Below are 24,606 nucleotides of genomic sequence, written 5' to 3' on the forward strand. Positions count from 1 at the left end.
CCTGACTGAGGAATATAAAATGAATCCGACTGCCTGTACCCATAAAAACAACCCTAATTTCTGGATTTTCGGCCTGTTCTTTTTTCTCTACTTTTTTATTATGGCCACCTGCTTCCCGTTCCTGCCGATCTGGCTGTCGGACGTCATCGGCCTGAATAAAACCGAGACCGGCATCGTTTTCTCCAGCCTTTCATTGTTTGCGATCTGCTTTCAGCCCGTTCTGGGGGTGATTTCCGATAAGCTGGGGCTGAAAAAACACCTGATGTGGATCGTGACGATTTTGCTGGTGCTGATCGCGCCGTTCTTCCTCTATGTTTTTGCGCCGCTGCTGAAAACCAACATCTGGTTGGGGGCATTAAGCGGAGGCGCCTATATCGGTTTCGTGTTCTCCGCCGGTGCCGGAGCGATGGAAGCCTATATCGAACGCATCAGCCGCAACAGCGGGTTTGAGTACGGCAAAGCGCGTACCTTCGGCTGCCTTGGCTGGGCGCTGTGCGCGACGACCGCTGGGATGCTGTTTAGCGTCAACCCCGAGTGGGTATTCTGGATGGGCTCGGCCGCCGCGCTGCTGCTGGTGGTGCTGGTGGCTATCGCTAAACCCCAGGCCAGCCAGACCGCCCAGGTAATGGATTCTTTGGGAGCGAATCGCCCATCGGTGGATTTAAAAACCGCCTTGCGGATGTTCCGTCAGCGCAAAATGTGGATGTTCATTTTGTATGTGGTCGGCGTGGCGTGCGTATACGACGTCTTCGATCAGCAGTTTGCCACCTTCTTTAAATCCTTCTTCGCTACGCCGGAATCGGGCACCCGCGCCTTTGGTTTTGCGACCACCGCCGGGGAGATTTGCAACGCTATCATCATGTTCAGTTCGCCGTGGATTATTAACCGCATCGGCGCGAAGAACACCCTGCTGATTGCCGGGATGGTGATGGCGGCGCGGATGATCGGGTCATCGTTCGCCACCACGGCGGTTGAGGTCGTGGCGCTGAAAATGCTCCATGCCCTGGAAGTGCCGTTCCTGCTGGTGGGGGCGTTTAAATATATTACCGGCGTATTTGACGTCCGGCTGTCGGCGACGATTTATCTGGTTGGCTTCCAGTTCTCCAAACAGGTGGCGGCGATTTTCCTCTCCGCCTTTGCCGGCAATATGTATGACCGGATTGGTTTCCAGGAGACGTATATGATCCTTGGCGGTATTGCACTGTCCGTGACGTTAATATCGGCCTTTACGCTTTCAGGGAAATCCGCCTCTGCCAGCGTCGGTAATAAAGCAATGACCATTTAATAAATTAACAGAATAAATTCTCACAGGGATGTGCTGAATAAATGGAGAACAGGTTGGCGATGGATATTAAAAAAAGAATGAACAGCGGTGAACTCTACTCTGATTCCGGACACGGGCTGCCAGAGGAGCGGCTGATGGCAAAGGCGCGGGCCTATGAATATAATCACTCGCATCCTTTCGCTCAGGAACTAAGAGACGATATTATCCAGCGAATGTTTGCGAGCGTGGGCAGGCAGTGCTGGATCGAGCCACCGATCAATATTGCTTACGGAATTCACACCACTATTGGCGATAACTTCTACGCGAATTTCAATCTGACGCTGGTCGATGATGCGGAGATTATTATCGGCAATGACGTGATGTTCGCGCCGAATGTAACAATCTCTACCGCCGGTCATCCGCTGCATCCGGATCTGCGCCGTTCGCTGCAGCAGTTCTCTCTGCCGGTCATCATTGAGGATGGCGTCTGGCTCGGCACCGGAGTGATTATTAATCCAGGCGTTACCATCGGCAAAAACTCGGTGATTGGCGCCGGCAGCGTGGTTAATCGCTCGATCCCGGCGAACGTTGTTGCCGCCGGGGTGCCTTGCCGGGTATTAAGAGATATTACCGATGAGGATAAAAATAAATATCAGCTATATACCGGTTGATAAATAAATATTGCATATTAATTAGCCGCTTTGACCATATAAAAATAATGAAGATAAAAAGGTGAGTTATTAACTCACCTGACCTTCCTGTTACCTCCGGAAAATAAAAATGAATAAAAAGACGATAGCGTTAGCGATTAGTTTATGTTTGATGGCGAGTTCAGCAGTAGCTAAAAATAACTCTCTGACGCTTGAACAGCGTATGGAACAGCTGGAAGCGCGGCTTGCCGCGGCTGAAAGTCGGGCAACGGTGGCGGAAGGCCAGGTGCGGGAATTACAGGCGAAGCAGAATGCCGCTATTTCGCTGGCACAAACGACCGTTGCGGTAAAAAGCGTCGCGCCTGTCGAAGAGCGCGCCAGGAATATTACCGCGCCGGAGCTTAAACTCTCCGGTTATGGCGATCTGAAGATCTACGGTGACGTTGAATTCAACATGGACGCGGAGAGCAAGCACGGCCTGCTAGCGATGACTAACGCCGATGTTGGCAGCGACCCGACCTATGATAACTGGGATTTAAACGGCCGCATTCTGCTGGGCTTTGACGGCATCCGCACCATGAACAACGGCTATTTTGCCGGATTCTCGATCCAACCGCTGGCCGATATGACCGGCTCCATGAACCTTGATGATGCCGCTTTCTTCTTTGGTCAGGAGAAGGACTGGAAGATAAAGGTCGGCCGTTTCGAAGCCTATGACATGTTCCCGCTGAACCAGGACACCTTTGTTGAGCATTCGGGTAATACCGCCAACGATCTTTATAGCGACGGTCACGGCTATATCTACATGATGAAAGAGGGGCGCGGGCGATCCGACGCGGGCGGTAATTTCCTGCTGAGCAAGCAGCTGGATAACTGGTATTTCGAGCTGAATACGCTGCTGGAGGACGGCACCTCGCTGTATGACGGCGGAGACTACCACGGCCGCGACATGGAGCAGAAAAAGAACGTTGCCTACCTGCGTCCGGTTGTCTCGTGGGCCAAGGATGAGTTCTCCGTCGCCGCGGCGATGGAGTCAAACGTGGTGAAAAATGCCTACGGCTATAGCAACGCGCAGGGAGACTTCGTCGATCAGTCCGATCGTACCGGCTATGGGCTGACCATGACGTGGAATGGCCTGAAAACCAACCCCGCCGATGGCGTGGTGGTGAATGTGAACACCGCGTATATGGATGCCAACAATGAAAAAGACTTCACCGCCGGGGTTAACGCGCTGTGGCAGCGCTTTGAGCTGGGCTATATCTACGCCCATAACAAAATCAACGACTATGCCGGGGTGATTTGCGATAACGACTGCTGGATTAAGGATGAGGGGACCTACAATATTCATACCATCCACGCGTCGTATCAAATCCCGAACGTGATGAACATGCAGAACTTTAATATCTATCTCGGGGCCTATTACTCCATTCTTGATAGCGATGTGCAGGCCAATAAGAGCGATGACGACGATCGCTACGGCGCGCGCGTGCGCTTTAAATACTTCTTCTGAGAACCGTAAAAAGCTGCCCCGCGAAACGTAGCCCGGCGGGGCAGCCGAGGAGTTTAATCCAGATAGAATACCGCCTTCAGATCGGCGCTGAGCGGGCTGTTATCGGCGTTTGCGGGCATCACGTCGCGCATATGCCGCCACCAGCGCTGACAGACCTCGGTTCCGGCGACCGCGTTCCAGCGGGCTTCAGATTCAATCTCCACCGTGGCGAACAGCAGGCTGCGCTCTTTATCGAGATAAATGGCGTAATGGTGCGCGCCATGCGCCTTCAGAACCGCCTCCAGCTCTGGCCATATTGGCGAATGCCGACGCTGATACTCTTCGTGCGCGTCGGGATTCACCTGCATCACAAACGCCTTGCGGATCATAACGCCTCCAGATACAGCTCGCGTACTTCGTCGCGGCTGGCGGTTCGCGGGTTGCACGGCGCGCACGGGTCGGCGAGGGCCTTGTCCAGCCAGCCTTCGATGTCGGCTTTGGTCACCCCAAGCTGGCTGAAGCCCTGCGGAATGCCGACGCGTTTGCTCAGGGTGCGAATCGCCTCGATCGCCGCCATGCTGGCTGCTTCATCGCTCATGTCGCGGGTCTCGACGCCCATCGCCTGCGCCACGCGGGCAAAACGGGCGACGGCGTTCGGGCGGTTAAAGTTTTCGATGATCGGCAGCAGGATGGCGTTGCATACGCCGTGGGGCAGGTTGTGGGTCGCGCCCGGCTGATGCGCCAGCGCATGAACCAGGCCGAGCCCGGCGCTGTTGAAGGCCATGCCCGCCAGATACTGGCCAAACGCCATCTGCTCACGTGCCTCAAGGTTATGCCCGTCGTCGACGGCTTTCGGCAGCCACAGATTAATCAGCCGAATGGCCTCAAGAGCATTGGCATCGGTTAGCGGATGGGCGCCGATCGAAACGAAAGCTTCGATAGCGTGCGTCAGGGCATCCATTCCGGTGGCCGCGGTGATGGAGGCAGGAATGTCCAGCATCACGCTGGCGTCATCGACGGCGATGTCCGGAATAATATTCGGATCGATAATCACCTCTTTTACCTGGCGCGCGGAATCGATGATGACCGCATTACTGGTCATCTCCGCCGCCGTTCCGGCGGTGGTATTTATCGCCACCAGCGGTACGCCGGCGTTTTTCACCTTGCCGACGCCGGAATAGGCGGTGGAAGGGGCCGGATTGGCGGTGAGGATTTTAACCGCTTTAGCGGTATCGATGGGGCTACCGCCGCCAAACGCGATGATGTAATCGCACTGCGCGTCGTGGAAGGCGGTAATGCCTTTATGCACCAGCGCTTCGGTGGGGTTGGGGAACACCTCATCAAACAGGTGCCAGGACATCTGGTGCGCGTCGAGCGCGGCAAACAGGCTGTCCAGCAGGCCCAGCGTCACCAGCTGACCGTCGGTGACGATCAGCGCTTTGCCCCAACGTTTATCGGCGACCAGATTAACCATATCGCCAATGGCGCCTGCGCCGTGCAGGCTGATTTTCGGCAATGCCAACATAAAGCTCATAATAACTCTCCTGTTAATGAAATTCCGTTCCCCCCACCGTCAGGCGAAGGGCTAATGTCTTCGTTGCAGGACCCGACGGGTGATAATCGGCAGCGAAATCACCGCGATCAGCATTGCGCCGATGATTATCGACATCACGATGCCCGGTACGTTGAGCAGGCTCAGGCCAAAGGTCACCAGCCCCATCAGGAAGGCGGCGATAATCACCCCAACCATGCTGCCGGAGCCGCCAAGGATGTTGATGCCGCCGAGCACCGCCATCGTCACAACCGCCAGCTCCCAGCCCACCGCCAGCGTTGGGCGGGTGCTGCCCAACCGTGACGTCAGCAGCACCGCCGCCAGCCCCGCCATCAGCCCGACCAGGGCAAACAGAATCAGGTTATGGCGCTTGACGTTGATCCCGGAAAACCAGGCGCCGGTCGGATTATTGCCAATCGCGTAGGTGCGGCGGCCAAAGTTGGTTTTATGCAGCAGGAAGGTGAAGGCGGCTGCCAGCAGCAGGAACAGCGCAAACTCAAACGAGAGCGCTCCCCAAACGTAGCCCTGGCCGAACCAGGCGAAGCTGTCCGGATAGTGGTTTAGCGCCTTATCGCCCAGCAGGATGTAGGTCAGGCCGCGATACAGGCTCATGGTGCCGATGGTGATAACGATCGACGACAGGTTCAGGCGCGTCACCAGGATGCCGTTAAACAGGCCGCACAGCAGGCCAACTCCTAGCCCAACGGCAACCAGCAGCGGCGTATCCATCCCCGCCGCCGCGCAAAAGCCCATCGCCGTGGAGCTCAGCGCCATGGTTGAGGCGACCGAAAGGTCGATCTCTCTGGCGATAATCAGCATCGCCATCGGCAGGACGATAATCGCCTTCTCGGTAAAGTTGAAGGTGGCGTCCGACAGGTTCCAGATATTAAGGAAGTAGGGCGACGCCAGCGCATTGGCCGCAAAAACGGCCAGAGTTACCGCCAGCAGGAAGCCTTCCCAGCACAGCAGGCGGCGCAGCGGTGACGTCGTCGTCGCGCGGCTTGTCATCTCTTCTGTGGTCACTATTTTGCTCATGGTTTCACCGTCTGTTTTTGCGAAGCCAGTACCGCGCTGCGCAGAATGAGCCGTCCGTGACGTTTGTTCCCACGCTCGTTAAGCACCACGGCGATGACAATAACCGCGCCGGAGATAGCCATTTGCCAGAAAGGTGAGATACCGATAACCGGTAGCGCGTTGTTGATAATCCCGAGGAACAGCGCGCCGCACAGGCAGCCGACCACGCGTCCGGTACCGCCCATCGTGCTAATGCCGCCGATGACGCAGGCCGCCACGACCTGTAGTTCGAAGCCGTTGGCGACGTCAACATAGGCGACGGCAAAGCGGGAGATCCACAGATAGCCGCAAAATCCCGCCAGCGCCCCGGAAAGGCAGAAGCTGATGAACTGCATTTTCCCGGCGTTAATGCCGGTGTAGTACGCCGCCGTGGCGTTGCCGCCTGCGGTGTACAGCGCCCGCCCGGTACGGCTATAGCGCAGGAAATAACCCACCAGCAGCAGGGCGGCGATGGCGCACCAGCTCAGCAGCGGCAGCCCCAGCAGCGAGGCGCGCGGCAGGCCGAGGAAGTCCGCGCTCATCTGATGCGAGTTAACCCAGCCGCCGTCGGAGAGCAGGAAAATAATGCCGCGATAGATGCTCATGGTGCCGAGGGTCACCACGATCGCCGGGATGCCGAGACGCCAGACCAGCAGGCCGTTAATCACCCCCATCAGCAGGCCAAGCAGGGTGGCCAGCAGCAGCGCCCACACCGGAATTTCCGGATGGTTGGCGTTAAGCAGGGCGACGATCATCCCGGTCAGCGCCAGGTTGGCGGCCATCGACAGATCGATCCCCTTGGTCAGCAGCACCATCATCTGGCCGAGGGCGAGGACGATCAGAATCGAGGTGTCGTTAAACATCTCGACCAGGTTTTCCGCCGCGATGAACGACGGCACCCGGCTGCCGATGCCCGCCACCATCAGGATAATGACCGCCGCCAGCAGCGCTTCGCGGTGTTTAAGCAGTTGTCGCCACATTACGCAGCCTCCCGGGCAATGCCGCTGGCGGCGCTGACGATGGTTTCTGCCGTCGCTTCGCCGGCGCGATATTCAGCCACCATCAGCCCTTCGTGCATCACGATGATACGGTCGGCCATTCCCATGACCTCCGGCAGCTCTGAAGAGACCATAATGACCGCCAGCCCCTGGCTCACCAGCTCGGACATAAACTGGTGTACCGCCGCTTTTGAACCGATATCGATGCCTTTAGTCGGCTCATCGAGAATGATCACCTGCGGATGGGTGGCCAGCCATTTGCCGATCACCACCTTCTGCTGGTTGCCGCCGGAGAGGGTTTCGACCGCCTGCTGCCAGCTGAAGGCTTTGACCTGCAGGCGTGAGGCATACTCATCGGCCAGCCGCCATTCGCGCGCGTCGTTCAGCACGCCGCTGGGGTTGAGCTTGCCGAGCTGGGGCAGGCTGATGTTCTGCGCGATCGGCAGGGCGATGATCGCTCCCTGCTTCTGCCGCTCTTCCGGTACGCAGACGATACCGGCCTGAATGGCGTCCGCCGGCTGGCGAAAACGCACCGGTTTGCCTTTCAGCACGATTTCGCCGGAGGAGGGATGCGATACGCCGGAAAGCGCCTGCATAAGTTCGGTACGCCCGGCGCCGACAAGGCCGTAGAAGCCGAGGATTTCACCTCTGCGCAGGGTGAAGTTGATATTGGCGAACTCGGTGGGATGACAGAGGTTGTTGACCTCCAGCACCGCCTCTCCCAGGGCGCAGCTCATTTTCGGGTAGGTTTGGGTAATGGCGCGTCCGACCATCATCGCCACCATCCGCTCTTCGGTGATCTCGTTGATGGCGCCGGAGCTCACGTACACGCCGTCGCGCAAAATGGTGTAGTAGTCCGCCAGCTCGAAGATTTCGTCAAACTTATGCGAGATAAACAGGATGGCCTTACCGTCCTGCTTCAGGCGTTCGACTATCTGATAAAACTCCAGAATTTCGTGCTGCGAGAGCGCGGCGGTCGGCTCGTCAAGGATCACCACCTGCGCCTCAAAGGAGAGCGCCCGGGCGATGGCCACCATGTGGCGCTGGGCGATGCCCAGCGTTTTTAGCGTAGCGCGCGGGTCGATCTGCACTTCCAGGCGGCGGAGAATATCCCCGGCTTTCTGGTGCATTGCGGGCCAGTCGAGCTTTTTCAGCAGGCCTTTATGCAGATACTGGCCGACAAAAATATTCTCGGTCACCGAGAGTTCGTCAAACAGCACCGTCTCCTGGTGAATGGCGGTGATCCCGACCTTATGCGCCGACTCCGGATGAGGCAGTTGAATCGGGATCGCTTTATACAGGATTTCGCCCTCTTCGGGCTGATAAATGCCGGTCATCACTTTGACCAGCGTGGATTTGCCGGCGCCGTTTTCGCCAATTAAGGCGGTCACTTTGCCGGGCCAGAGATCGAGCTGTACGTTCTCAAGGGCACGCACACCGGGGAAAACCTTGGTGATGCCCTTAAGCGACAGCAGTGGGGTGGACGCCGTCATGATAAGTCTCCGGTTTTTCCCCTGTTTCGATAGTGAAACAGGGGATGATGATTAGAAAATCCTGGAAAACTTATCGATGTTGCCGGCATCGTAGACGAACGGCTGCGCCATCGCGCCGCTACCGTCGGCATCCAGCTTCACCTTGCCCAGCCTGCCCATATCGGCTTCGGTTTTGGTTGCCGTGCCTTTGACCAGATCGTCGGCCAGGTACGTGGCGGCGTAGCCGAGGTCAATGGGGTTCCAGATAGCAAAGCTTTTGCTGGCGCCGGATTTAATCGCCCCGGCCATTTCGGACGGTAGCCCCAGCCCGGTAACGTACACTTTGCCAATCTTGCCCTGATCCTTCACCGCCTGGGCGGCGGCAACGATCCCCACCGACGAAGGCGAGACGATCGCTTTCAGATTCGGATACGATTTCAGCAGGCCGACCGCTTCGCGGTAGCTCTTGTCGGAGAGATCGTCCCCGTAGGCAACGGTGACCAGGTTGACAGAAGGGTACTTCGGCAGCACCTTCTTCATCTCTTCGATCCAGATGTTCTGGTTGGTTGAGGTTGGGGTCGCGCTGAGGATCGCCACGTCGCCTTTTTCGACGTTCAGCGCTTTTAAGGCATCCGCGGCGAGCCTGACGTTGGTTTCGCCAATAAGTGCGTTATTGGAAGGGTTTAAGTGGATCTGGCGGCCCGCCGGCGCCACGCCGGAATCCCAGGAGACCACTTTGATTCCGCGCTGCATCGCTTTTTTCAGCACCGGCACCACGGCGTCCGGATCGTTGGCGGAAATGGCGATCGCGTCCACCCCTTGGGCGATCAGCCCGTTCAGCACTTCGATCTGCGCTTCGGCGGTGGTGGTGGTGGGGCCGGTATAAATCACTTTCACATCGCCTAACTCTTTAGCCGCTTCCTGCGCGCCGACGTTCGCTGCCTCGAAGAATCCATTTCCCAATGATTTTGCCACGAGGGCAATTTTAACTTCAGCTAAAGCAGAACCGGACAACGCCAGGGCGGCAACGGTGAGGATCAAGCTTGTCTTTATTTTCATTGCTTTTACTCCACATGATTGAGTTAGTTTTCCGCTGTCTTTCTCCTTGCTGATGCGTAGGCTTCCCGCATGGCGAAAGGCTTCGGGTAGGGTTTGCAGGTGACAGAGTTCGCCCCGTCTCGGTGAGCGGGGCGCGATGTAATTATTGATAAAGGTCTAACGCGGACTGCATAGGCTGCACATCAAAGCGCTTGCCGAGGGCAATCAACTCTTCGCGGGTGATGGTCTGCTTCATTCCACCCATGGAGTAAACCTTCACCAGTACTTCAGCCGATTTCTCGGCGGTATCGATCAGGCCAAAGGTTTCATCCAGCGTCGGCCCGCTGCCGAAGACGCCGTGGAACGGCCAGAGCACCAGCGAATGCTTACGCATTTCCAGCGCGGTGGCCCCGCCGATTTCGTCGGTACCCGGCACCATCCACGGCAGAATGCCAACGCCGTCCGGGAACACCACCAGACATTCGGTACTGCCTTCCCAGAGCTTACGGGTGAACAGATCGCTGTTGTTTTCGAGGACGTAGGTCAGGGCGATCAGGTTGGTGGCGTGGCAGTGCATGATCACGCGATCTTTGCCGCCGGTCAGCCTGATGCGTTCGCTGTGGGACAAAAAGTGGGCCGGCAGTTCTGAGGTCGGCACCGCCTCGTGGGTCAAGCCCCACAGGATGTGATATCCCGCGCCGTCGCTGTCCACTTTGACCACGCCGAGGTTGGCGGCCGGATCGAGCTGCACGTTGCGGAAAAATTTACCGGAGCCGGTAACGATAAACGGCTGATTGGCCAGCGTCGGCATCGGCTGGCTCAGGGCGATATAGCGCGGTTTGGCGTGGAAATCGGCGGCAAAGGGTTCGATATCAGCCTCGTCGAGGCGTAGCGTCAGGTTACCGCCGTTGCGCTCATCCCAGCCCTTCAGCCAGGCATCGGTGGTGGCTTTAATCATGCCCTGGACGAACCAGGAGTCGATAATGGTGTGCATAGTCTTGTGCTTCCTGTTGATTCGGTACGGAGTTTATCCCGTACCCTAAATAGGTTGTATATCTGCCGGTCGCCGGGCGAGGTTAGTTTCCGCGCTGGCTGAGAACGCTCTTCTCGTAGCCGCGAACGCTATCCAGCCACTGGCTGCCCGCCGGGGTATCGTGACGCTGGCAGTACATCTCCCAGATGGCCTGCCACGGCAGGCATTTCTGCTCTTCCAGCAGCGCCAGACGGGCGGTGTAATCGCCGTCGGCTTCCAGCTGGCGCAGTTGTTCCGTCGGTTCCAGCAGCGCGCGCAGCAGCGCTTTTTTCATGTTGCGGGTACCAATCACCCACGCCGCGATGCGGTTGATGGAGGCGTCGAAGAAATCGAGGCCGATGTGCACCCGGTCAAACAGGTTGTGGCGGATGATTTCGCTGGCGATGGCCTGGGTTTCGTCATCCAGCAGCACCACGTGATCGCTATCCCAGCGAACCGGGCGGCTGACGTGCAGCAGCAGGCGCGGAATGTAGAGCATGGCGGCAGAGATTTTGTCGGAGATAACTTCCGTTGGATGGAAGTGCCCGGCGTCCAGACACAGCGCGGTCTGACGGCTGGCGGCATAGCCCATATAGAATTCATTGGAGCCGACGGTGTAGCTTTCGGCGCCGATACCGAACAGCTTGCTCTCCACGGCATCGATATGATGCGCCGGGTCGAACTTCTCGCTGATGACCTCGTCCAGCGCGTTCAGCAGACGCTGGCGCGGCGCCAGACGATCAACGGTAATGTCCTTCATGCCGTCGGGGACCCAGATATTCATGACCGACGGGGTGCCCAGCTGCTCGCCGAAATAGGCGGAAACCCGGCGGCTGGCCTTGCAGTGATCGATCCAGAACTGGCGGATTTTATCGTTGGCGTGCGACAGGGTAAAACCGTCGGCGCTCAGCGGATGCGAGAAGCAGGAGGGGTTAAAATCGAGCCCCAGGCCGTTGTTTTTGGCCCATTCAACCCAGTGTTTAAAGTGCTCAGGTTTGATTTCGTTACGCGCAACCGGGGTATCAGACTCCAGATAGATAGCGTGCAGATTCAGCCGTTTCGGGCCGGGGATCAGGCTCAGCGCCTGCTCGAGGTCGGCGCGCAGCTCGCCCGCGTTGCGGGCTTTGCCCGGATAGTTGCCGGTGGCCTGAATCCCGCCGGTTAAATTCCCTTCCGGGTTTTCAAAACCGGCGACGTCATCGCCCTGCCAGCAGTGCATGGATACGGGAAGCCGGTCCAGCTGGCGCAGAGCCTCCTCGACATCCACACCGACGGCGGCGTAGCGCTGTTTGGCAATTTCCCAGGCTTGTTCAAGTTGAGTGGTCATGCGCAAAGCTCCTTGGTCTGTTGTTGCTGAAACTGCGCAACGAAGCGGGCAATTTCATTTTCAGGATTAGGGATAAACGTGGTGAGCGCGTAGTTGTGGCGCACCACCTGACGGAAATCATCGACGTTGTTCAGTTCATCCAGCGTCATCAGCTGGATGCCGATATTGCCGAGCGTAGAGGCCTCGACGGGACCCGCGATGACCGTAATGCCGCAGGCGTCCGCGCACAGCTGATTGAGCAGCGCGTTCTGACAGCCGCCGCCGACGATATGCAGCTGGCTGAAGGGTTGGCCTCGCAGCCGGGCAAGTTCGCCGAGCACGCGGGCATACAGCAGGGCCAGGCTGTCAAAAATGCAGCGCGCCAGCTCGGCGTCGCCGCTGGGCACCGGCTGCCCGGATTCACGGCAGGCGGCCTGAATCTCGGCGCTCATATTGTCCGGGTTGATAAAGCGCTCATCGTTGCAGTCAATCACCGAGCGGCAGGCCGGGAGTTCGGCGGTATGGGCAATCAGCGCCGGCAGGTCGCTGACGTTCTGCTCTTTCAGCACCCGCTGCAGCAGCCACAGTCCCATAATATTTTTCAGCACCCGATAGCGGCCTTCCGCGCCGCCTTCGTTGGTGATATTGGCCTTCAGCGCCTCATCGCCGGTGCAGGGGGTTTTGCTTTCAAAGCCCATGAGCGACCAGGTGCCGGAGGAGAGATAGGCCGCATTTTTACCGGCCAGCGGAGAGGCGATCACCGCGCTGGCGGTATCGTGACTGGCGACGGCGACCACCGGGATCGCGTTGCCCTGCGGGCAGATCCAGTGACCAATCACGTTGCCGGGATGGGTCGGGGTACCGAACCACTCGCGCGGCGCGCCGCTCCAGTTCAGCAGATCCTCATCCCAGCTATCGCTGTTGATATTGACCAGCTGGGTGGTGGTGGCGTTGGTGTATTCCCAGTTCATCTGGCCGGTCAGACGGAAGCTGAAATAGTCCGGGATCAGCAGCGCGTGCGCGGCCTGGCTCACCAGCTCCGGCTGCTGCTCAACCAGGGCGCGCAGCTGGTACAGGGTGTTGAACGGCAGAAACTGGATGCCGCTGCGGCGGTAGATATCCGCGCGGCCCATCTGCTCTTCGGCATGCTGCATCAGGCCGTGGGTGCGGTCGTCGCGATAGGAAACCGGCAGGCCGACGCGCTGGCCCTGAGCGTCGAGCAGGACATAATCCACGCCCCAGGTATCAATGCCGATGCTATCGATAAGGATGCCCTGCGCGCACACCTTCTCCAGTCCGCGGCGAATTTCGCCTTCCAGGCGATCGATATCCCAGCAGTCATAGCCATCCACCTGGTGCAGGCTGTTGGTAAAACGGTGGATTTCACGCAGCGTCAGCGCACGCTGTCCGCTTTCATAGCTGGCGAGCATCACCCGCCCGCTGGAGGCGCCTAAATCAACGGCGACACAATGACGAAAACTCATGGCAGAGATCCTTCTGAAAATCATTGCCAGCAGTCTAAAAAAGTCGCCGGTCGCGCACCTTCTTGCCACGGACAGGGAAATTTCCCGGCTGGCAAGAAAGCAAAGGTGACCGTGAGAGAGCTCACAATTTCATTCTGTCGCTATGGGCGCGGGGGATGTGACGTTGTCCGCAGTTCCCGATCTTTCCGGCTGTTTCTTGAAAAAGCGGCAGGCTTTACGACGTTTGCGGTCGAAAATTGAAGGCCGGATTGCCGGTCCTTAATTACTATTTGCCACACTGATTGATAACATTTCTCATTTCGAGGGGGCTGCTATGACCGTATTGCACAGTGTGGATTTCTTTAAGTCCGGTACTTCTGCTGTTGCTATTGAGCCACGCCTCCCTCAGTCGGCGTTTCCGGAACATCACCACGATTTCCATGAAATTGTTATCGTTGAGCACGGGACGGGGATCCACGTTTTCAACGGCCAGCCCTATACCATCAGCGGTGGCTCGGTGTGCTTTATTCGCGATCACGACCGCCATCTTTATGAACATACCGATAATCTGTGCCTGACCAACGTGCTCTACCGCGCGCCGGATGCGTTTCGCTTTCTGAACGGGGTCAGCCAGCTGCTGCCGCAGGAGCAGGAGGGCAACTATCTCTCGCACTGGCGGGTTAATCAGGGGGCCTTGCAGCAGGTGCGGCAGCTCGTCAACCAGATGGAAAGCCTCGGCGCTGAGTCGGATGTGCATACCATTGCCAGTCGGGAGATTCTGTTTATGCAGCTGCTGGTGCTGCTGCGCAAAAGCAGCCTCGCGGAAGGGGCCGCCGATAGCGAGGCGCGGCTCAATCACCTGATGGCGTGGCTGGAAGATCACTTTGCCGAGGATGTTTGCTGGGAAGAGGTGGCGGCTCAGTTTTCGCTGTCGCTGCGCACTCTGCATCGTCAGCTCAAGCAGCAGACCGGCCTGACGCCGCAGCGCTACCTGAACCGGGTGCGGCTGATGAAGGCGCGCCATCTGCTGCGGCACAGCGATGACAGCGTCACGGATATCGCTTATCACTGCGGATTCGGCGACAGTAACCACTTTTCGACGCTTTTTCGCCGCGAGTTTTCCTGGTCGCCGCGTGATATCCGCCAGGGGCGCGACGCCATTCTTCAGTAACGCGAGAGCAGTCAACGTTTTAGCAAGCAAAATGCGAATAATGAAACGTTATTTGCGCCTGGAGTTGTCGCGGTGGCCGGTCAGTTGATTCTTCGCAAAGATGAGTTTTTTGCCTCACCTTCTCAGGCGGTGGCGGTAGCGGATCGCTACCCGCAAAACGTCTTCGCCGAGCATACCCATGAGTTCTGCGAACTGGTGCTGGTATGGCGGGGAAACGGCCTGCACGTGCTTAACGATCGCCCGTGGCGCATTACCCGCGGCGATCTGTTCTATATCCGCGCGGAAGATAAGCACTCCTACGCGTCGGTTAACGATTTGGTCCTGCAAAACGTCATCTACTGTCCGGATCGGCTGCGGCTCAACTTTGACTGGGCGGCCCATATTCCCGGCCTGTTTGGTACGCCGTGGCTCCCGCACTGGCGGATTGGCAGCTCCGGTATGACCCAGGTGCGGCAGGTGATTACCCAGCTTGAGCAGGAGAGCACCCGCAGCGATGCCCAGGCTAATCAGATGGCCGAACTGCTGTTTGCCCAGCTGGCGCTGATCCTGCACCGCCATCGCTACGCGACCGATAACCTGGCGGCGACCCAAAGTGAAGCCCTGCTCGATAAACTGCTGACCGAGCTGGCCGGCAGCCTGAACAGGCCCTTTTTCCTCGATCGTTTTTGCGCGCGGGAAGCGTGCAGCGAGCGCGCCCTGCGTCAGCAGTTTCGCCAGCAGACCGGGATGACGATCAACCACTATTTACGTCAGCTGAGAATTTGCCACGCGCAGTACCTGCTGCAGCATACGGAGCGGCTGATTGGCGAAATCGCCATGTTGTGCGGATTTGAAGACAGTAACTACTTTTCGGTGGTCTTTAACCGTGAAATTGGCATGACGCCGGGGCAGTGGCGGCAACGCAGTCGCGTCGCCGCTTAGGTGATTTAGTTCGCCATTCCCAGGCCGACAATATTGGCGGCGATAATGATGACCACGCAGCCGAGGCTGAGTACGCCGACCGGCCGGCGCCCGGCGTTTTTCCACTCCTTCAGCACCAGACCAACCAGCCCGCCGCACAGAACGTAGAAGCTCATATGCAGCATCCAGCTCATATAGTCGTACTGCGCCGGAATGCTGGCGTGGCCCCATGCGTAGAAAAAGAACTGCAGGTACCACATCAGGCCGCCGAGAGCGGAAAGCAGAATATTGGCGATGATGAGCGGTTTTGCCCGCGAGAAGTCTGCTTTTATCGACAGATTCTTCACTTTGGCCAGCCGAATAAAGCAGAATCCGAGGTTCACCAGCGCGCCGCCGCCCATGATGACCACGTAGCTAGGCAGGGCGGTGTACAGCGGGTCGACCCCTAGCGCCGCGGCGGCTTCGTGCATCGGTTTGGCGGCGTTCATCGCAAACGACATCCCCGCCGAGAAAATACCGCACATCACCGCCAGGAGCAGGCCTTTTTTCAGATTGAAGTCTTCGGCTTTAATGCCCATTTTGCGCTCTTTCAGCTGCCCCGCTCGGGTCACAATAGCCACGCCAATCACCGCGACCAGCACGCCGAGCAGCGTCATCTGGCCGCCTTTGGTATTGATTAATACCTCGAACTGACCGTTGAGAATAGGGGTCATTAACGTACCGACGATCAGGGTAATACCAATGGCGATACCGATCCCCATCGACATGCCGAGATAGCGCATGGTCAGGCCGTAGTTGATATTGCCGATCCCCCACATCGCGCCGAACAGGAAGACCGGTAGCAGAGTCGAGGCGCTGAAGGAGCCGTAATAGGCCCAAAAATCAGGTAACAGCATGGCGCTGATAGTCCAGGGAAGGATCAGCCAGGAGACAATCCCGCCGATAGACCACATGGTTTCCCATGACCACTGTTTAACTTGTTTGAACGGAGCATAGAAACAGGCTGCACTGGCCGCACCTATCAAATGCCAAAAAATACCCATCGTAATCGCGTGATTCATTGATTTTATCCTCATCTATTTTTTATCGGATAAATCTTCTTCCGACCCGATGAGTGTAAAAATCGGTCAGTTTTATCGCCTTCAGGCTGTTGCCACGTGTTGGGAAACCCTGGCAACCAACAGCTTAATTACTTGTTCCAGCTCACAAAATCGCAGGTATCACACTCTGTTATAACCTTATTAAAAATACGGCATTGATAAGCGTTTTCAATATCATTTAATTAACTATAATGAACCAACTGCTTACGCGGCCTTAACACTCTCAGCCGCTCGACAATAATGGAGATGATTATGAGTTTTACACTGCCAGCCCTGCCGTACGCTTATGACGCCCTGGAACCGCATTTCGACAAGCAGACTATGGAAATCCACCATACTAAGCACCACCAGGCTTACGTTAACAACGCCAACGCTGCGCTGGAAAGCCTGCCTGAATTCGCCGATCTGTCTGCTGAAGAGCTGATCGCTAAACTGGATCAGCTGCCGGCTGACAAAAAAGGCCCTCTGCGCAACAACGCGGGCGGTCACGCTAACCATAGCCTGTTCTGGAAAGGCCTGAAAACCGGTACCACCCTGCAGGGCGACCTGAAAGCGGCTATCGAGCGCGATTTCGGTTCCGTTGATAACTTCAAGGCTGAGTTTGAGAAAGCGGCAGCCACTCGTTTCGGTTCCGGCTGGGCGTGGCTGGTGCTGAAAGGCGACAAACTGGCCGTGGTTTCTACCGCGAACCAGGACTCTCCGCTGATGGGTGAAGCCATCTCCGGCGCTTCCGGCTTCCCGATCCTGGGCCTGGACGTGTGGGAACACGCTTACTACCTGAAATTCCAGAACCGTCGTCCGGACTACATCAAAGAGTTCTGGAACGTGGTTAACTGGGACGAAGCCGTAGCGCGTTTTGCCGCCAAAAAATAAGGTTGCATTGTGCTGACCGAGAAGCGAGTCTGATGACTCGCTTTTTTTATACCTGTAGCAGGGGGCAGCAGATGCATTATCCGGTGAACGTCTTTGTAGGCAAAATAAGGGATTACGAAGGAAGCCGTCCGAGCGCCATCGGGAAAATCCAGGTCGACGGTGAGTTAACCCTCGGCGATCTGGGGCTGGAAGGCGATGAGCAGGCGGAAAAGAAAATTCATGGCGGTCCGGATCGGGCGCTATGCCAGTACCCGCGTGAGCACTACGCCGACTGGGCCCGTGAATTCCCCCAGCAGGCCGACCTTTTCTGCGCTCCGGCCTTCGGCGAAAACCTTTCTGCAGAAGGGATGACCGAGAAAAACGTTTATATCGGCGATATCTTTCGCTGGGGCGAGGCGCTGATTCAGGTGACGCAGCCGCGATCGCCGTGCTTTAAGCTCAACTTCCATTTTTCCATCAGCGATATGGCCCAGCTCATGCAGAATAGCGGTAAAACCGGCTGGCTGTATCGGGTGGTGGCGGGGGGCGTGGTGTCCTGCGACGCGCCGCTGGAGCTGGTGTCCCGGGTGAGCGATGTCAGCGTACATGAGGCCGGCGCGATTGCCTGGCATATGCCGTTTGATGATGAGCAGTATCATCGCCTGCTCTCTGCTGGAGGGCTATCGGTAAGCTGGAGCCGCACCATGCAGAAGCGGCGCTTAAGCGGACAGATCGAAGATAATTCCCGCAGATTGTGGGGAAAATAATGCTCCCCCGGCTGCGGGCGCAGGCCGGGGGAAACCTCGTCAGGTGCGCTTATACAGCGGCAGCCAGATGGTCAGCCGCAGGCCGCCCAGCGGGCTGTCGTCGGCCTTCACCCAGCCGCGATGCTGCTGAATAGCGGCTTCGACAATCGCCAGTCCCAGGCCGGTACCGCCTGATTCGCGATCGCGCGCTTCGTCGGTGCGGTAGAACGGGCGGAAAATCTGCTCGCGATCCTCAGGGCTGACGCCCGGCCCGTCATCATCGACGTTAACCGTGATGCCGTCTTTATCCACCGAGAAGCTCACCGAAATTCGGGTGTGCGAGTAGCGTAGCGCGTTGCGTACGATATTCTCCAGCGCGCTTTCCAGCGCGTTGGGGTTGCCGTACAGCGGCCACGGCCCTGGCGGGTACTCCACGGTGAACGATTTTCCTACCTGCTCGGCCTCGAAGGCGGCGTTATCGAGCACCTCGCCCCACAGCTGGTTGGCTTTCACCGTCTCGCTGACCAGCGCGTTGTTGGCCTGATTGCGCGACATCACCAGCAGATCGTTGATCATGCTGTCCAGCCGATGCGCTTCCATCTCAATACGCTCCAGCTCTTTGCTCTCGCCGCTGCGGCGGCGCAGCAGGGCGGTGCCCAGTTGCAGGCGCGTAAGCGGCGTGCGCAGCTCGTGGGAGATATCGGAGAGCAGACGTTGCTGGCTGGTCATCATCCGTTCCAGGGCGGTGACCATCTGGTTAAAGCTGGTCCCGGCGGCCAAAAACTCCTGCGGGCCGGCTTCCAGTTCCGGATGCTGGCGCAGGTTCCCCTGGGCGACCTCGTCGGCCGCATTTTTCAGCTTACGCGCCGGTTTCGCCAGACTCCACGCCAGCCATAGCAGCAGCGGGGCGCTGACCAGCATGGTGACGATAAGCAGCAGCAGCGGACGGTCAAACAGCAGGTTGATGAAATCTGATTGTGACGTGCTGGCGGGGCGGATCAGATAGAGCTGATAATTATCTTCGCCATCCCTGACGGAAAACGGGCCGACCATTTCCAGACGACCGTAGCGTTTTTTCTGCGGATGATCGGCATTATCGGCCTGGCCGATAAAGTTGCGAATAATCTGCATTTCGTTGCGTTCTGCGCCGATAACACGCCCTTCGCTGGTGACCAGCAGCAGGCGCTGTCCCGGCGGAGCCCATTTATCTATCGCCCGAAACAGACGACGCCACCACATCAAATCATTGGGTGGATCGGTCGCCAGCTCGGCCTCAACGTGCTGCTCAATCATGATGCCCTGGCGTTGCTCGCTTTCCAGAAGTTCGGTCATCTGGCGCGAATCCAGCTTGGGCAGCATCAGAACCAGCATCAACACCAGCGCCAGCGTGAGCCAGAAAATAGCGAAGATGCGTGCGGTTAAACTTCCAATCATGAAGCTGAGACCATCAGATAGCCGCGCCCACGCAGGGTTTTAAACCACGGGTGGCCGTCTTTACGCTCCGGCAGCTTACGCCGCAGGTTAGAAATATGCATATCGATGGCGCGGTCGAACGGCGTCAGGCGTTTGCCCAATACTTCCTGACTCAGGTGCTCACGAGAGACCACCTGGCCAAGATGCTGCGCCAGCAGGTACAGCAGGGTGAACTCCGTTCCGGTCAGCTCCAGCGTTTGACCATCGAAATTGGCTTCCTGACGGCCTGGGTTGAGGCTCAATGCGTCAACCTCCAGCGTCGGTGAGCCGGCTTCGGTAGTTTGCTGCTGCTCGCTCCAGTGGGAGCGGCGCAGAATCGCGCGTATGCGCGCCACCAGCTCACGATCGTTAAACGGCTTAGGCAGATAATCATCCGCGCCCAGTTCAAGGCCGAGAACGCGATCCAGCTCGCTACCGCGGGCAGTTAGCATGATAACGGGAGTCTGGTGTGTCTGACGCAACTCTTTAAGCGTATCGATACCGTTTTTCTTCGGCATCATCACATCAAGTAAAAGTAGATCGATGCTGTCGTCCAGGAGAGCCAGCGCCTGTTCCCCATCATGGGCTACGAGCACGTTAAAGCCTTCCATATCGAGCAGCTCTTTTAACAGGGAGGTGAGCTCCCGGTCATCATCAACTAACAGGATTTTGTTCATTGTTTAAATACCTCCGAGGCAGAAATTACGTCATCAAGGCTCGCTAATCCATGACTTTACGTTGTTTTACACCCCCTGACGCATGTTTGCAGCCCGAATCGTAAACTGTCTCTCGTTGAATCGCGACACAAACGTTTTGGGAGTATGTGATGCGCAATGTTATTGCTGCCGTCATGGCCTCAACGCTGGCGCTAAGTGCTTATAGCCAGGCCGCTGAAGTCGTTACCAGCGTTAACTGGCTCCCCGGAGAAGACGGGGCGCAGCGCAGCAGTCAGGGCCATATGTTTGATGGCATAAGTTTAACCGAACAGCAACGACAGCAGTTACGAGATCTTATGCAACGGGCACGCCACGATAGGTTACCCGTTAATGTTAGCGAAATGGAGACAATGCATAGCCTTGTCACCGCAGAAAAATTTGATGAAAACGCTGTGCGCGCTCAGGCCGATAAGATGGCGCAGGAACAGGTTGACCGCCAGATCGAAATGGCGAAGGTTCGCAACCAGATGTACCACCTGTTAACGCCAGAGCAGCAAGCGGTTTTAAATGCTAAGCACCAGCAGCGAATGGATCAGTTGCGTGAGGTTGTAAGGATGCAGAAAGGCTCAGCGAAGATGCTTTCAAGTAGTAGCAATACCGTGCAACCCCAGTAACAAACCCTGTTTTCCTTGCCATAGACACCATCCCTGTCTTCCCCTCCATGATGGAGGGGTTTTTTTATCAATCACTTACCTCTGTATTCAAGCTAAAACAACGACTTAAAAAGAGTTGTGAAGGTTTGGAGCACTTTCAAATTTCCCGAAGCGTGGACAGTATGTGGACACTTCGGGGCGCACCTTATGCCGCAATTCCTCCCTGCAACGGGTTCAGCGTAACCGCGTTTTGCAGGTAGTCAGGCGACAGGTGAGCGTAGACCATCGTTTGTTGAATATTTGCATGCCCCAGGATCTGTTGCAGGGCGATAATATTCCCGCCATTCATCATGAAATGACTCGCAAAGGTATGGCGCAAGATATGCGTTGCCTGGTTCTCCGGGATATCCGGTTTCACCTCCCGCAGTATTTTGCAGAACCTTTCATAGTCCACTTTGAACAGCTTTCCGCTGGCCTCTTTTTTCACCTTACTTTCCAGTTCTTCAGAGATCGGCACCGTGCGCTTTTTCCCGTTCTTGGTCTTCAGGAACGTGACGCGGCAGTTAACGATATTTGACCGCTTCAGCGTGGCGACCTCTGACCATCTTCCGCCGGTACTCAGGCATAACAGGGCAACTAAAAGAGAATCCCCCTCCAGAACGTTCAGCAAATTGCTGATCTCTTCCCGCTCCAGAAATGTCATCTCCGGGTTTTCTTCCGCCAGTGGTGGAAGCCCGTTAACGGGATGCTGCCCGCCAAACTCCTCGATCTGTATTAACTTCGTAAACATGCCGGATAACCGGTACATCTCACGATTAATCGTTGATGCCTTAATCCCGGCACTCAAACGGCCGGATCGGTAGTCCATCAAATCCCTTTTACTCAGCCGACTTACAGCGGGATCGCCCAGGCCATTAATCGTCTTCAGCAGGTGATTGAACTCCTTTTTGCCGTTTTCATGGTTTTGCCCGTGGTACCGCCACCAGGCATTGAGCAGCTCACTTAAAGGCCGCCGGTCGGCGCGCTTTCCTGCCCATTCTTTTTGGCTTGCGTTCGCTATCGTGTATTGCTCAAACACAACAGCCTCAGCCTTTCTGTCAAACGTCTTGCGGATGCGGCGTCCTGCTGCCCCGCGAGGTCTAATGTCCACCATATAGCGACCATCATCGAGCTTCTTAATCGACATAAGAAAGCCCTCCGGCGCAGATTTCACTATCTTGGTAACAAATAGTGAAAATGTAAGATTTATAAACTGTTAACCAATCTGTTTCTCGGATTGGTCTGATTCCGTTGATTCTGGCCCAATGTGTGCGAGGGCCGGTGCGATCTGACCAGCCTGGGGCGCAGTCTTATCGGTCATCAACCATAGGGTGTATTTTTGGAACTGCGGTGTGTTTACTACTTGCGTTACGATTTGAATCCCAGGGTCTTTATGGCCTCCCTCATAGTTCTTCAGTGAACTAAGAGCTACCCCGCTAATTTCACAAAACTTTTTCTGCGTTAACCCTTCAGCCTTACGGATCTCCCGCAACTTCTCCGATATTTTCATTTGACAAGGTTTCCTTGTGGAGACTATATTCCCATCAAAGGTACCCATTGGGAAACCTTATCAGGCGTAAAAACCAGCCGCTAGAACGTTTTCAAACGGTTTAGAAAGGGCTGGATCTTACGAGATTAACACGAGCTAACAGGAGCGTGAATGATGGAAGCGAGCGATTACGCGATCAAATACCCGCTTGACGCCGTTCATGTAGAGAAGTTCGCCGAGCTAATCGGCAAACCGAAGACCGCAGTTGAGGAAATGATCAAGGCTAGAAAGCTACCGGTTATCGAGCTGCGCGACCCCAACAAACCCAACGCCCGCGCAGGTGAGCGCTGGGTTTATATCCCCGAGTTTAATCGCGCAGTGCGCGAGGCGTACTACAACCGCCCGGTAGAGCAGCGTGATGCCTGGTTGCTGTGGATGGGGCTTTAATGCGAACCGCCTCAGGGAGCAACTCTATGAAAAGTGGAATTGGCGGAGCGGTCTCGCAGCTGAATAGTAAAACCAGCCTTTATCGTGGCTTTACTATTCTGAAGCTCCCGCGCAAAAAACCATATAGCCGCCAGCGGTATCAGGTTACGCATGGCGGCCATTACTTCGGAATTGATTTTGCGTTAGCTGAAGCCTGCAAAACGATAGACCGAATTATGAATAACAAACGTTTCACCATTCATTAAATAGCCGAGGTAGAAAATGAAAAGAGAATACGCCGACAAAATTAACTCACTGTTGCAATGCTTCCATTTCAATAAAGAGTTTCTGGAATGGAACCACGATTATTCACATCAACTTTTACGCCACGGCGTATCCCATCTTTATCATTTTGCGATGCTCCAGGGCGAGAATGATGAAGCCACTCTGGAAGAGCTTCGCAACATCATCATTTCGATCACTAATGGCGACATCCCTAAGCCATACGATTTGCTGTCACTGGAAGCCGAACAGCCAGAGCCGATTGACCCAAAAGGCAAGACTATGATGTTTGCTAGTCCACTGGCGGTAACAGTGGAACTTACGCCGGAGATGGTACAACAGCTGAAAGAGACAATGGCGAACATCCCCCGCCAAATGAGAAAACCACAACTCTATTCTCGGGGATAGGAGCGCGTCATGTTCACAGAAGAGAAAACATCATGGGCACAGGAAATGCTGATCCGCGAGGCAGTAGAGAACGCAGAGCAGGGTTTTACTGTTCACCTGAAAAATGGTTGCGTCATTGGCGTACCAGCAAACAGCCCGTCAATTGATTTAATTATTTACGGTCTGGAAAAGGAAATTCGCGGTAATCATGCGCGCGCGCGAATAACCTTTATTGATTTTCTGTATCACTGGCACGAAAGGTTATTCAAGCTGGCTAAAAGAAAGCCGCGCTCTAACCACTAATTAACCAGCATTAAAAATAACGGCATTCATTTTGCCGGGGATTCGTTTTTCCTTTTTCAGGAGGTCGCATGTCGATCACGTCAATAAAACTGGATGGCGGGATTAGCGATCCAGAGTTTGTGGAAATAAGCGCCAACGCTCGGAAGCACGAACGCGCCCACCTTCTGGGCCTGCTGCGCATTTATGTCGGCCAGCTGAAAAAGGAAAGCGCCACCCCGGAAGAGATTTATTCATCAATCGAACAATGGGCCAACGCCCGCGAATTAACCATTAACGAGGGTAACAAGCAATGAATAACGTCATGTTAGATATTCGCGTCTTGGGGAAATCTCCTGACTCCCCCATTTTTGCCATCGAGTGCGCTTTCTTTGAGCCATCCACCGGGAAGATCGGCCCCAGATACTACCGTGCTGTTGATATCACAACAGTCGGCGGTATTTATCCAGAAGCGATCTTGCAGCTCATGAAGGGGGATTCAGCACAGCGGGCCGAGGTCATCAATGCAACGTGCAGCGCGATCGATGCTGTCGCGGGTGCCTGCCGCTTTATTGCGTCAACAGCGTCAAAGCACGAGAAGCTCTTTTGCTGGTCTGCTGGTGATTCGCTTAGTGTTGCGGCGCTGGCGCATGCCGTTTCTCGGTATGACTTGGAGCCATTCCTACCGCCATTTGAAGTTCGCAATCTCTCAACGCTAATCCACATTGCAGGTGTCACCGGCTACGCCCCGCATCCGCGCCGCTCCAAAAGCTACGTGCTAACCGATGCCGTTTATCGCGCCGAGCAGACCTGCGAGATCTGGCAGCGCCTGACCTCCCCGCACTTTGAATCGCTGTGAGGGCCGCCATGTATCCGC

At 56.3% G+C, this 24,606-nt stretch carries 28 protein-coding genes; 14 read left to right on the forward strand and 14 right to left on the reverse strand.

Going from position 1 to position 24,606, the window contains the following annotated elements:
• The first annotated feature begins 19 nt into the window (after positions 1–19).
• The 3 genes from NWP14_RS25455 (at position 20) to NWP14_RS25465 (ending at position 3,424) form a co-directional block, all read left to right on the forward strand.
• Positions 20–1,285 carry an MFS transporter gene (locus NWP14_RS25455; RefSeq protein WP_095105433.1) on the forward strand — a complete coding sequence of 422 codons (1,266 nt, stop codon included), beginning with the start codon at positions 20–22 and terminating at the stop codon, positions 1,283–1,285.
• A 59-nt stretch (positions 1,286–1,344) separates the two neighbouring features.
• Positions 1,345–1,935, forward strand: coding sequence for a maltose acetyltransferase domain-containing protein (locus tag NWP14_RS25460; protein WP_095105336.1), 591 nt, complete (start codon positions 1,345–1,347; stop codon positions 1,933–1,935).
• A gap of 109 nt (positions 1,936–2,044) precedes the next feature.
• A complete protein-coding gene (locus NWP14_RS25465; RefSeq protein ID WP_375216175.1) occupies positions 2,045–3,424 on the forward strand; it encodes a carbohydrate porin in 1,380 nt (459 codons plus the stop codon).
• Between the two features lie 53 nt (positions 3,425–3,477).
• On the opposite strand, the gene rhaM is transcribed toward NWP14_RS25465, so the two are convergent.
• The 9 genes from rhaM to rhaB form a co-directional block, all read right to left on the reverse strand.
• Positions 3,478–3,792: an L-rhamnose mutarotase gene (gene rhaM, locus NWP14_RS25470; RefSeq protein WP_375216176.1), complete on the reverse strand. Its 315-nt coding sequence runs from the start codon at positions 3,790–3,792 to the stop codon at positions 3,478–3,480.
• Positions 3,789–4,937, reverse strand: coding sequence for a lactaldehyde reductase (gene fucO, locus NWP14_RS25475; RefSeq protein WP_095105342.1), 1,149 nt, complete (start codon positions 4,935–4,937; stop codon positions 3,789–3,791). The genes rhaM and fucO overlap by 4 nt, the downstream gene beginning before the upstream one ends.
• Positions 4,938–4,988: 51 nt before the next feature.
• Complete coding sequence (locus tag NWP14_RS25480; RefSeq protein ID WP_095105344.1) at positions 4,989–5,990, reverse strand: ABC transporter permease; 1,002 nt, start codon at positions 5,988–5,990, stop codon at positions 4,989–4,991.
• Complete coding sequence (locus NWP14_RS25485) at positions 5,987–6,988, reverse strand: ABC transporter permease (RefSeq protein ID WP_375216177.1); 1,002 nt, start codon at positions 6,986–6,988, stop codon at positions 5,987–5,989. The genes NWP14_RS25480 and NWP14_RS25485 overlap by 4 nt, the downstream gene beginning before the upstream one ends.
• Positions 6,988–8,499 carry a sugar ABC transporter ATP-binding protein gene (locus tag NWP14_RS25490; protein WP_375216178.1) on the reverse strand — a complete coding sequence of 504 codons (1,512 nt, stop codon included), beginning with the start codon at positions 8,497–8,499 and terminating at the stop codon, positions 6,988–6,990. Before NWP14_RS25490 ends, NWP14_RS25485 begins: the two co-directional genes overlap by 1 nt.
• Before the next feature lie 51 nt (positions 8,500–8,550).
• Positions 8,551–9,537 (reverse strand): rhamnose ABC transporter substrate-binding protein, encoded by a 987-nt coding sequence (rhaS, locus tag NWP14_RS25495; RefSeq protein ID WP_095105350.1) that lies wholly within the window; start codon positions 9,535–9,537, stop codon positions 8,551–8,553.
• A gap of 142 nt (positions 9,538–9,679) precedes the next feature.
• Positions 9,680–10,510 carry a rhamnulose-1-phosphate aldolase gene (gene rhaD / locus NWP14_RS25500; protein ID WP_095105354.1) on the reverse strand — a complete coding sequence of 277 codons (831 nt, stop codon included), beginning with the start codon at positions 10,508–10,510 and terminating at the stop codon, positions 9,680–9,682.
• A gap of 82 nt (positions 10,511–10,592) precedes the next feature.
• On the reverse strand, positions 10,593–11,855 hold the full coding sequence (locus NWP14_RS25505) for an L-rhamnose isomerase (RefSeq protein ID WP_375216179.1): 1,263 nt from the start codon (positions 11,853–11,855) through the stop codon (positions 10,593–10,595).
• Positions 11,852–13,318 (reverse strand): rhamnulokinase, encoded by a 1,467-nt coding sequence (gene rhaB / locus NWP14_RS25510; RefSeq protein ID WP_375216180.1) that lies wholly within the window; start codon positions 13,316–13,318, stop codon positions 11,852–11,854. The genes NWP14_RS25505 and rhaB overlap by 4 nt, the downstream gene beginning before the upstream one ends.
• A 313-nt stretch (positions 13,319–13,631) precedes the next feature.
• On the opposite strand from rhaB, the gene rhaS (NWP14_RS25515) reads away from it, so the two are divergent.
• Positions 13,632–14,468, forward strand: coding sequence for an HTH-type transcriptional activator RhaS (gene rhaS / locus NWP14_RS25515; RefSeq protein ID WP_095105364.1), 837 nt, complete (start codon positions 13,632–13,634; stop codon positions 14,466–14,468).
• A gap of 72 nt (positions 14,469–14,540) precedes the next feature.
• On the forward strand, positions 14,541–15,389 hold the full coding sequence (rhaR, locus tag NWP14_RS25520) for an HTH-type transcriptional activator RhaR (protein ID WP_223261845.1): 849 nt from the start codon (positions 14,541–14,543) through the stop codon (positions 15,387–15,389).
• Positions 15,390–15,394: 5 nt separating this feature from the next.
• On the opposite strand, the gene rhaT is transcribed toward rhaR, so the two are convergent.
• On the reverse strand, positions 15,395–16,429 hold the full coding sequence (rhaT, locus tag NWP14_RS25525; protein WP_095105366.1) for an L-rhamnose/proton symporter RhaT: 1,035 nt from the start codon (positions 16,427–16,429) through the stop codon (positions 15,395–15,397).
• Between the two features lie 291 nt (positions 16,430–16,720).
• Between rhaT and sodA the strand changes: the two genes are divergently transcribed.
• Positions 16,721–17,341, forward strand: a complete 621-nt coding sequence (sodA, locus tag NWP14_RS25530) for a superoxide dismutase [Mn] (RefSeq protein ID WP_375216181.1) — start codon at positions 16,721–16,723, stop codon at positions 17,339–17,341.
• Positions 17,342–17,412: 71 nt separating this feature from the next.
• Entirely contained in the window at positions 17,413–18,087 is a 675-nt protein-coding gene (yiiM, locus tag NWP14_RS25535) for a 6-hydroxyaminopurine reductase (protein WP_331833602.1), read from the forward strand.
• A 39-nt stretch (positions 18,088–18,126) separates the two neighbouring features.
• Here the strand turns inward: yiiM and cpxA are convergent, their stop codons facing one another.
• Positions 18,127–19,500, reverse strand: a complete 1,374-nt coding sequence (gene cpxA / locus NWP14_RS25540) for an envelope stress sensor histidine kinase CpxA (protein WP_041143428.1) — start codon at positions 19,498–19,500, stop codon at positions 18,127–18,129.
• A complete protein-coding gene (gene cpxR, locus NWP14_RS25545; protein ID WP_004203671.1) occupies positions 19,497–20,195 on the reverse strand; it encodes an envelope stress response regulator transcription factor CpxR in 699 nt (232 codons plus the stop codon). Before cpxR ends, cpxA begins: the two co-directional genes overlap by 4 nt.
• A 149-nt stretch (positions 20,196–20,344) precedes the next feature.
• On the opposite strand from cpxR, the gene cpxP reads away from it, so the two are divergent.
• Entirely contained in the window at positions 20,345–20,848 is a 504-nt protein-coding gene (gene cpxP / locus NWP14_RS25550) for a cell-envelope stress modulator CpxP (RefSeq protein ID WP_095105372.1), read from the forward strand.
• Positions 20,849–21,032: 184 nt separating this feature from the next.
• Here cpxP and NWP14_RS25555 read toward each other — a convergent pair whose 3' ends face one another.
• Entirely contained in the window at positions 21,033–22,013 is a 981-nt protein-coding gene (locus NWP14_RS25555) for a tyrosine-type recombinase/integrase (RefSeq protein ID WP_042943998.1), read from the reverse strand.
• A 69-nt stretch (positions 22,014–22,082) separates the two neighbouring features.
• Positions 22,083–22,376, reverse strand: coding sequence for a helix-turn-helix domain-containing protein (locus NWP14_RS25560; protein WP_064181600.1), 294 nt, complete (start codon positions 22,374–22,376; stop codon positions 22,083–22,085).
• A 153-nt stretch (positions 22,377–22,529) separates the two neighbouring features.
• On the opposite strand from NWP14_RS25560, the gene NWP14_RS25565 reads away from it, so the two are divergent.
• From NWP14_RS25565 to NWP14_RS25590, 6 genes are all read left to right on the forward strand, one after another.
• Entirely contained in the window at positions 22,530–22,802 is a 273-nt protein-coding gene (locus NWP14_RS25565) for a Cox family DNA-binding protein (protein ID WP_047662805.1), read from the forward strand.
• 26 nt (positions 22,803–22,828) lie between these two features.
• Entirely contained in the window at positions 22,829–23,047 is a 219-nt protein-coding gene (locus tag NWP14_RS25570; protein WP_064181599.1) for a hypothetical protein, read from the forward strand.
• Positions 23,048–23,063: 16 nt separating this feature from the next.
• Positions 23,064–23,471, forward strand: coding sequence for a hypothetical protein (locus NWP14_RS25575; RefSeq protein WP_064181598.1), 408 nt, complete (start codon positions 23,064–23,066; stop codon positions 23,469–23,471).
• Positions 23,472–23,480: 9 nt separating this feature from the next.
• Positions 23,481–23,753, forward strand: coding sequence for a hypothetical protein (locus NWP14_RS25580; protein ID WP_375216182.1), 273 nt, complete (start codon positions 23,481–23,483; stop codon positions 23,751–23,753).
• Between the two features lie 68 nt (positions 23,754–23,821).
• Entirely contained in the window at positions 23,822–24,046 is a 225-nt protein-coding gene (locus tag NWP14_RS25585) for a hypothetical protein (protein ID WP_375216183.1), read from the forward strand.
• Positions 24,043–24,588 carry a 3'-5' exonuclease gene (locus NWP14_RS25590; RefSeq protein WP_375216184.1) on the forward strand — a complete coding sequence of 182 codons (546 nt, stop codon included), beginning with the start codon at positions 24,043–24,045 and terminating at the stop codon, positions 24,586–24,588. The genes NWP14_RS25585 and NWP14_RS25590 overlap by 4 nt, the downstream gene beginning before the upstream one ends.
• Positions 24,589–24,606 lie beyond the last annotated feature (18 nt).

The organism is Klebsiella sp. C349492, assembly GCF_042055345.1.
GTDB lineage: Bacteria > Pseudomonadota > Gammaproteobacteria > Enterobacterales > Enterobacteriaceae > Klebsiella > Klebsiella scottii.

Excerpts from the sequence above, each read along its gene's own strand:
- NWP14_RS25565 (WP_047662805.1), top strand. The coding sequence starts at position 22,530 with ATGGAAGCGAGCGATTACGCGATCAAATACCCGCTTGACGCCGTTCAT.
- NWP14_RS25465 (WP_375216175.1), top strand. The coding sequence starts at position 2,045 with ATGAATAAAAAGACGATAGCGTTAGCGATTAGTTTATGTTTGATGGCG.
- NWP14_RS25485 (WP_375216177.1), bottom strand. The coding sequence starts at position 6,988 with ATGTGGCGACAACTGCTTAAACACCGCGAAGCGCTGCTGGCGGCGGTC.
- yiiM (WP_331833602.1), top strand. The coding sequence starts at position 17,413 with ATGCATTATCCGGTGAACGTCTTTGTAGGCAAAATAAGGGATTACGAA.
- rhaT (WP_095105366.1), bottom strand. The coding sequence starts at position 16,429 with ATGAATCACGCGATTACGATGGGTATTTTTTGGCATTTGATAGGTGCG.
- rhaS (WP_095105364.1), top strand. The coding sequence starts at position 13,632 with ATGACCGTATTGCACAGTGTGGATTTCTTTAAGTCCGGTACTTCTGCT.
- NWP14_RS25585 (WP_375216183.1), top strand. The coding sequence starts at position 23,822 with ATGTCGATCACGTCAATAAAACTGGATGGCGGGATTAGCGATCCAGAG.
- NWP14_RS25580 (WP_375216182.1), top strand. The coding sequence starts at position 23,481 with ATGTTCACAGAAGAGAAAACATCATGGGCACAGGAAATGCTGATCCGC.
- NWP14_RS25460 (WP_095105336.1), top strand. The coding sequence starts at position 1,345 with ATGGATATTAAAAAAAGAATGAACAGCGGTGAACTCTACTCTGATTCC.
- NWP14_RS25505 (WP_375216179.1), bottom strand. The coding sequence starts at position 11,855 with ATGACCACTCAACTTGAACAAGCCTGGGAAATTGCCAAACAGCGCTAC.
- cpxP (WP_095105372.1), top strand. The coding sequence starts at position 20,345 with ATGCGCAATGTTATTGCTGCCGTCATGGCCTCAACGCTGGCGCTAAGT.
- cpxR (WP_004203671.1), bottom strand. The coding sequence starts at position 20,195 with ATGAACAAAATCCTGTTAGTTGATGATGACCGGGAGCTCACCTCCCTG.
- rhaM (WP_375216176.1), bottom strand. The coding sequence starts at position 3,792 with ATGATCCGCAAGGCGTTTGTGATGCAGGTGAATCCCGACGCGCACGAA.
- NWP14_RS25570 (WP_064181599.1), top strand. The coding sequence starts at position 22,829 with ATGAAAAGTGGAATTGGCGGAGCGGTCTCGCAGCTGAATAGTAAAACC.
- NWP14_RS25590 (WP_375216184.1), top strand. The coding sequence starts at position 24,043 with ATGAATAACGTCATGTTAGATATTCGCGTCTTGGGGAAATCTCCTGAC.
- cpxA (WP_041143428.1), bottom strand. The coding sequence starts at position 19,500 with ATGATTGGAAGTTTAACCGCACGCATCTTCGCTATTTTCTGGCTCACG.
- NWP14_RS25575 (WP_064181598.1), top strand. The coding sequence starts at position 23,064 with ATGAAAAGAGAATACGCCGACAAAATTAACTCACTGTTGCAATGCTTC.
- NWP14_RS25480 (WP_095105344.1), bottom strand. The coding sequence starts at position 5,990 with ATGAGCAAAATAGTGACCACAGAAGAGATGACAAGCCGCGCGACGACG.
- fucO (WP_095105342.1), bottom strand. The coding sequence starts at position 4,937 with ATGAGCTTTATGTTGGCATTGCCGAAAATCAGCCTGCACGGCGCAGGC.
- sodA (WP_375216181.1), top strand. The coding sequence starts at position 16,721 with ATGAGTTTTACACTGCCAGCCCTGCCGTACGCTTATGACGCCCTGGAA.
- rhaD (WP_095105354.1), bottom strand. The coding sequence starts at position 10,510 with ATGCACACCATTATCGACTCCTGGTTCGTCCAGGGCATGATTAAAGCC.
- rhaB (WP_375216180.1), bottom strand. The coding sequence starts at position 13,318 with ATGAGTTTTCGTCATTGTGTCGCCGTTGATTTAGGCGCCTCCAGCGGG.
- rhaS (WP_095105350.1), bottom strand. The coding sequence starts at position 9,537 with ATGAAAATAAAGACAAGCTTGATCCTCACCGTTGCCGCCCTGGCGTTG.
- NWP14_RS25490 (WP_375216178.1), bottom strand. The coding sequence starts at position 8,499 with ATGACGGCGTCCACCCCACTGCTGTCGCTTAAGGGCATCACCAAGGTT.
- NWP14_RS25555 (WP_042943998.1), bottom strand. The coding sequence starts at position 22,013 with ATGTCGATTAAGAAGCTCGATGATGGTCGCTATATGGTGGACATTAGA.
- NWP14_RS25560 (WP_064181600.1), bottom strand. The coding sequence starts at position 22,376 with ATGAAAATATCGGAGAAGTTGCGGGAGATCCGTAAGGCTGAAGGGTTA.
- NWP14_RS25455 (WP_095105433.1), top strand. The coding sequence starts at position 20 with ATGAATCCGACTGCCTGTACCCATAAAAACAACCCTAATTTCTGGATT.